This is a genomic window from Streptomyces sp. NPDC054863 (assembly GCF_053610825.1).
Genome location: NZ_JBSGZD010000412.1, coordinates 1 through 5,287, shown reverse-complemented (window position 1 = coordinate 5,287; position 5,287 = coordinate 1). Strand labels below are relative to the sequence as shown.

Genomic DNA, 5,287 nt, shown 5'->3' with positions numbered 1-5,287 from the left:
GAACCGGCAGACGATCAGGAGATAGACGTGATCCAGCAGGAGTCGCGACTTCGCGTCGCCGACAACACGGGTGCGAAGGAAATTCTCACCATCCGTGTTCTCGGTGGCTCGGGTCGCCGCTACGCGGGCATCGGTGACGTCATTGTCGCCACCGTCAAGGATGCAATCCCCGGTGGCAACGTGAAGAAGGGTGACGTCGTCAAGGCGGTCATCGTTCGCACCGTCAAGGAGCGTCGTCGCCAGGATGGCTCGTACATCCGCTTCGACGAGAACGCCGCTGTCATTCTCAAGAACGACGGCGACCCCCGCGGCACCCGTATCTTCGGCCCGGTGGGCCGTGAGCTGCGCGAGAAGAAGTTCATGAAGATCATCTCGCTCGCGCCGGAGGTGCTGTAAGCATGAAGATCAAGAAGGGCGACCTGGTTCAGGTCATCACCGGTAAGGACCGTGGCAAGCAGGGCAAGGTCGTTCAGGCCTTCCCCCGCGAGGACCGCGTCCTGGTCGAGGGTGTCAACCGGGTCAAGAAGCACACGAAGGCCGGCCAGAACCAGGCCGGCGGTATCGTGACGACCGAGGCTCCGGTCCACGTCAGCAACGTTCAGCTGGTTGTGGAGAAGGACGGCAACAAGGTCGTTACCCGCGTCGGCTACCGCTTTGACGACGAGGGCAACAAGATCCGCGTTGCCAAGCGGACTGGTGAGGACATCTGATGACTGCCACCACCGCACCGCGCCTCAAGCTGCGCTACCGCGAGGAGATCGCGGGCAAGCTGCGCGAAGAGTTCTCGTACGAGAACGTCATGCAGATCCCCGGTCTCACCAAGATCGTGGTCAACATGGGTGTCGGCGACGCCGCCCGTGACTCGAAGCTGATCGACGGGGCCATCAAGGACCTGACGACCATCACGGGTCAGAAGCCGGCCGTCACCAAGGCCCGGAAGTCCATCGCGCAGTTCAAGCTGCGCGAGGGTCAGCCGATCGGCTGCCACGTCACCCTCCGTGGTGACCGCATGTGGGAGTTCCTGGACCGTACGCTGTCGCTCGCGCTGCCGCGTATCCGTGACTTCCGTGGTCTGTCGCCGAAGCAGTTCGACGGCCGTGGCAACTACACCTTCGGTCTCACCGAGCAGGTCATGTTCCACGAGATCGACCAGGACAAGATCGACCGAGTCCGGGGAATGGACATCACCGTGGTCACCACGGCGACGAACGACGATGAGGGCCGCGCCCTCCTTCGTCACCTCGGCTTCCCCTTCAAGGAGGCGTAACCGAGATGGCGAAGAAGGCTCTGATTGCTAAGGCCGCTCGCAAGCCGAAGTTCGGCGTGCGTGCCTACACGCGCTGCCAGCGCTGTGGCCGGCCCCACTCCGTGTACCGCAAGTTCGGCCTGTGCCGCGTGTGCCTTCGTGAGATGGCTCACCGTGGCGAGCTGCCGGGCGTGACCAAGAGCTCCTGGTAGTCAGTACTGCCCTTTGGGCGTACGGATTTTCCAGGGCTCTCGGTAAGTATCTGGTCGGCGGGAGCCCCACCCCGAATGCCGTAGGCTAGAAGGGTTGGGCGCCCGCCGCCCATAACGACTTACTACGCCGTAGGTCCCCGCACCGCACCCGTCCCGCCTCTGAGTGGGGAGAGGGATGGCGCATACAGGAAACCCCGGCGAGAGAGGCCGAAGGCCAATTCATGACCATGACTGATCCCATCGCAGACATGCTCACGCGTCTGCGTAACGCAAACTCGGCGTACCACGACTCCGTCGTGATGCCGCACAGCAAGATCAAGTCGCACATCGCGGAGATCCTCCAGCAGGAGGGCTTCATCACCGGCTGGAAGGTCGAGGACGCCGAGGTCGGCAAGAACCTCGTTCTCGACCTGAAGTTCGGTCCGAACCGCGAGCGTTCGATCGCCGGCATCAAGCGTATTTCGAAGCCGGGTCTGCGCGTGTACGCGAAGTCCACCAACCTGCCGAAGGTCCTTGGCGGCCTGGGCGTGGCGATCATCTCCACGTCCCACGGTCTTCTGACCGGCCAGCAGGCAGGCAAGAAGGGCGTAGGTGGGGAAGTCCTCGCCTACGTCTGGTAGTCGGGAAAGGAAGGAAAGCTAATGTCGCGAATCGGCAAGCTCCCCATCCAGGTTCCCGCTGGTGTGGACGTCACCATCGACGGCCGCACGGTTGCCGTGAAGGGTCCCAAGGGCTCCCTCACGCACACTGTTGCCGCGCCGATCGAAATTGTTAAGGGCGAGGACGGCGTTCTCAACGTCAACCGCCCCAATGACGAGCGTCAGAACAAGGCCCTCCACGGCCTGTCCCGCACGCTGGTGGCGAACATGATCACCGGCGTGACCCAGGGATACAGCAAGGCGCTCGAGATCAGCGGTGTGGGTTACCGCGTCCAGGCGAAGGGCTCCAACCTGGAGTTCGCGCTGGGCTACAGCCACCCCATCGTGATCGAAGCGCCTGAAGGCATCACCTTCAAGGTCGAGTCGCCCACGAAGCTCAGCGTCGAGGGCATCGACAAGCAGAAGGTCGGCGAGGTCGCCGCTAACATCCGCAAGCTGCGGAAGCCCGACCCGTACAAGGCCAAGGGCGTCAAGTACGCCGGCGAGGTCATCCGCCGCAAGGTCGGAAAGGCGGGTAAGTAAGCCATGGCATACGGTGTAAAGATCGCCAAGGGTGACGCGTACAAGCGCGCTGCCATCAAGCGTCGTCACGTCCGCATCCGCAAGCACGTCTCCGGTACGCCGGAGCGTCCTCGCCTGGTCGTGACCCGCTCCAACCGCAACATCGTGGCGCAGGTCATCGACGACATCGCGGGCCACACGCTCGCGTCGGCGTCGACCCTCGACACCTCGATCCGCGGCGGCGAGGGCGACAAGAGCGCCCAGGCCCAGCAGGTTGGCGCACTCGTCGCCGAGCGTGCGAAGGCTGCCGGCGTAGAGACCGTCGTGTTCGACCGTGGTGGCAACAGGTACGCCGGGCGCATTGCCGCTCTGGCTGACGCCGCCCGCGAAGCCGGGCTGAAGTTCTAAGCCCCGTTCCCGGGACTAACGGACGTAACAGAGAGAGGTAAATCCAATGGCTGGACCCCAGCGCCGCGGAAGCGGTGCCGGTGGCGGCGAGCGGCGGGACCGGAAGGGTCGCGACGGTGGCCCTGCCGCCGAGAAGACCGCTTACGTTGAGCGCGTCGTCGCGATCAACCGCGTTGCCAAGGTTGTCAAGGGTGGTCGTCGCTTCAGCTTCACCGCGCTCGTCGTGGTCGGAGACGGTGACGGCACCGTAGGTGTCGGTTACGGCAAGGCCAAGGAAGTTCCCGCGGCCATCGCCAAGGGCGTTGAAGAGGCCAAGAAGAGCTTCTTCAAGGTTCCGCGTATCCAGGGCACGATCCCTCACCCGATCACGGGCGAGAAGGCTGCGGGCGTCGTCCTGCTCAAGCCTGCTTCCCCCGGTACCGGCGTTATCGCCGGTGGTCCGGTGCGAGCCGTGCTTGAGTGCGCCGGCGTGCACGACATCCTGTCGAAGTCGCTCGGTTCGTCGAACGCGATCAACATCGTGCACGCGACCGTGGCTGCCCTTCAGGGTCTGCAGCGTCCCGAGGAGATCGCGGCTCGCCGTGGTCTGCCCCTTGAGGACGTCGCCCCGGCGGCCCTGCTCCGTGCTCGTGCGGGAGCGGGTGCGTAATGGCCCGTCTCGAGATCACGCAGACGAAGTCGTACATCGGCAGCAAGCAGAACCACCGCGACACCCTGCGTTCGCTCGGCCTCAAGCGGCTGAACGACACGGTTGTCAAGGAGGACCGCCCCGAGTTCCGCGGAATGGTGCACACCGTCCGTCACCTCGTGTCGGTGAAGGAGGTCGACTGACATGGCGGAGAACAACCCGCTGAAGGTCCACAACCTCCGGCCCGCCCCCGGTGCCAAGACCGCGAAGACCCGTGTGGGCCGTGGTGAGGCGTCGAAGGGTAAGACCGCAGGCCGTGGCACCAAGGGCCAGAAGGCCCGTTACCAGGTTCCGGAGCGCTTCGAGGGCGGGCAGATGCCCCTCCACATGCGTCTCCCGAAGCTCAAGGGCTTCAAGAACCCGTTCCGCACCGAGTTCCAGGTCGTGAACCTGGACAAGCTCGGCGTTCTCTACCCCGAGGGTGGAGAGGTCACGGTGGCCGACCTGGTCGCCAAGGGCGCTGTGCGTGACAACTGCCTCGTCAAGGTCCTGGGCCAGGGCGAGATCTCCGTGGCACTGACGGTTTCGGTTGACGCCGTTTCCGCCTCCGCCAAGGAGAAGATCGGTGCCGCTGGCGGCACCGTCACCGAGCTCGTCTGAGCCCGGCTGACAAGCTGTAGAACCTGATGGGCTGTCCCCTCGCTTTGGCGAGCGGGCAGCCCATCAGGATTTTCTGCGTTCCGGGCGCCGTCCGTCAGACCTGCTGAGCAGCCAATGGCCACCGGTTGGTCAGCCCGCGTGCCTTGAGGCAGGCCTGCAGACGGCTCTCCACCTGCAACTTGTCGAGAAGGCGCGTGACGTACATCTTGACTGTCGATTCCTTTATCCCCAGCGATCTGGCAATACGCTGATTGCTCAGTCCGTCGGCGACCAGATCCAGCACTTCGCGTTCTCGTGGTGACAAAAAGGGGAACGGCGCTCTGTGGTGCAGAAGCTCTTCGGTTGCCTTGCGTGGGTAGTAGACGTATCCAGCTTTGACGGCCTGAATCGCTCTTCCGAAATCTTCTGGTGAGGCCTTTTGCGGCAGCACACCGGAAAGGCCGGCGGAAATCAATTCGGGGCTGATGCAGGAGTCGGGTCCGAGGCCGAAGCTGACGACGAGATGACGCCCCGCGTAGTTGAGCATTTCAATGAAAGCGGAAGAAGTGCCGTCGGGTGACGCGGTGGCCGCGCTCACCAGGACGATGTCAGGTTCATGCTCATCAAGGGCGGCCAGTGGGCTGCCGCAGGGGATTGCGGCGACTACCTGCACGTCCGCCAAGGCCTCGACTATGTGCTGGACGCCCATGCGCGTCACAGGGTCGTCGTCCACGATGAGAATCGTCGTCTGCTCGGATGCCGTCAGATTCATTGTCCCCCCGGACTGAACGTTCGCGCACTGGGTCGACACAGCGCTTGCGACCGGTCATTGTCACCGCGCGGTGTCTCCGAGTGATCAGCGTATATCTGCGCATGCCGTTGCGGTGGGGGGCGGCAGGGGCATCCACGAATTGCCGGGCGGCTGCTGCGGGTCACGAGTGCGGAACAAGGTCGGCCCGAGGGCTCAGGAAACAGCGAAACGTCGGCCCCGCGC

Annotated in this window: 11 protein-coding genes; 10 read left to right on the top strand and 1 reads right to left on the bottom strand. The window is 64.1% G+C overall.

The annotated features are described in order from the left end of the window. Positions 1-27 precede the first annotated feature (27 nt). From rplN to rplO, 10 genes are all read left to right on the top strand, one after another. The gene (rplN, locus tag ACWGIG_RS36585) at positions 28-396 is read left to right on the top strand and encodes a 50S ribosomal protein L14 (protein ID WP_003966950.1); all 369 of its coding nucleotides are present in this window, start codon (positions 28-30) and stop codon (positions 394-396) included. A gap of 2 nt (positions 397-398) precedes the next feature. Beyond that, complete coding sequence (gene rplX / locus ACWGIG_RS36580) at positions 399-710, top strand: 50S ribosomal protein L24 (protein WP_453326030.1); 312 nt, start codon at positions 399-401, stop codon at positions 708-710. Beyond that, positions 710-1,267: a 50S ribosomal protein L5 gene (rplE, locus tag ACWGIG_RS36575; RefSeq protein ID WP_453326029.1), complete on the top strand. Its 558-nt coding sequence runs from the start codon at positions 710-712 to the stop codon at positions 1,265-1,267. The genes rplX and rplE overlap by 1 nt, the downstream gene beginning before the upstream one ends. A 5-nt stretch (positions 1,268-1,272) precedes the next feature. Beyond that, positions 1,273-1,458, top strand: coding sequence for a type Z 30S ribosomal protein S14 (locus ACWGIG_RS36570; RefSeq protein WP_003956452.1), 186 nt, complete (start codon positions 1,273-1,275; stop codon positions 1,456-1,458). A gap of 221 nt (positions 1,459-1,679) precedes the next feature. After that, a complete protein-coding gene (rpsH, locus tag ACWGIG_RS36565; RefSeq protein ID WP_362417313.1) occupies positions 1,680-2,078 on the top strand; it encodes a 30S ribosomal protein S8 in 399 nt (132 codons plus the stop codon). Between the two features lie 21 nt (positions 2,079-2,099). Beyond that, complete coding sequence (rplF, locus tag ACWGIG_RS36560) at positions 2,100-2,639, top strand: 50S ribosomal protein L6 (protein WP_362417316.1); 540 nt, start codon at positions 2,100-2,102, stop codon at positions 2,637-2,639. A gap of 3 nt (positions 2,640-2,642) precedes the next feature. Beyond that, entirely contained in the window at positions 2,643-3,026 is a 384-nt protein-coding gene (gene rplR / locus ACWGIG_RS36555; RefSeq protein WP_362417319.1) for a 50S ribosomal protein L18, read from the top strand. 46 nt (positions 3,027-3,072) lie between these two features. Continuing rightward, positions 3,073-3,675 carry a 30S ribosomal protein S5 gene (rpsE, locus tag ACWGIG_RS36550; RefSeq protein ID WP_453326028.1) on the top strand — a complete coding sequence of 201 codons (603 nt, stop codon included), beginning with the start codon at positions 3,073-3,075 and terminating at the stop codon, positions 3,673-3,675. Further along, on the top strand, positions 3,675-3,857 hold the full coding sequence (gene rpmD / locus ACWGIG_RS36545) for a 50S ribosomal protein L30 (protein WP_266659719.1): 183 nt from the start codon (positions 3,675-3,677) through the stop codon (positions 3,855-3,857). The genes rpsE and rpmD overlap by 1 nt, the downstream gene beginning before the upstream one ends. 1 nt (position 3,858) lies before the next feature. After that, positions 3,859-4,314, top strand: a complete 456-nt coding sequence (gene rplO, locus ACWGIG_RS36540) for a 50S ribosomal protein L15 (protein WP_453326027.1) — start codon at positions 3,859-3,861, stop codon at positions 4,312-4,314. Between the two features lie 94 nt (positions 4,315-4,408). On the opposite strand, the gene ACWGIG_RS36535 is transcribed toward rplO, so the two are convergent. Continuing rightward, the gene (locus tag ACWGIG_RS36535; protein WP_453326026.1) at positions 4,409-5,065 is read right to left on the bottom strand and encodes a LuxR C-terminal-related transcriptional regulator; all 657 of its coding nucleotides are present in this window, start codon (positions 5,063-5,065) and stop codon (positions 4,409-4,411) included. Positions 5,066-5,287 lie beyond the last annotated feature (222 nt).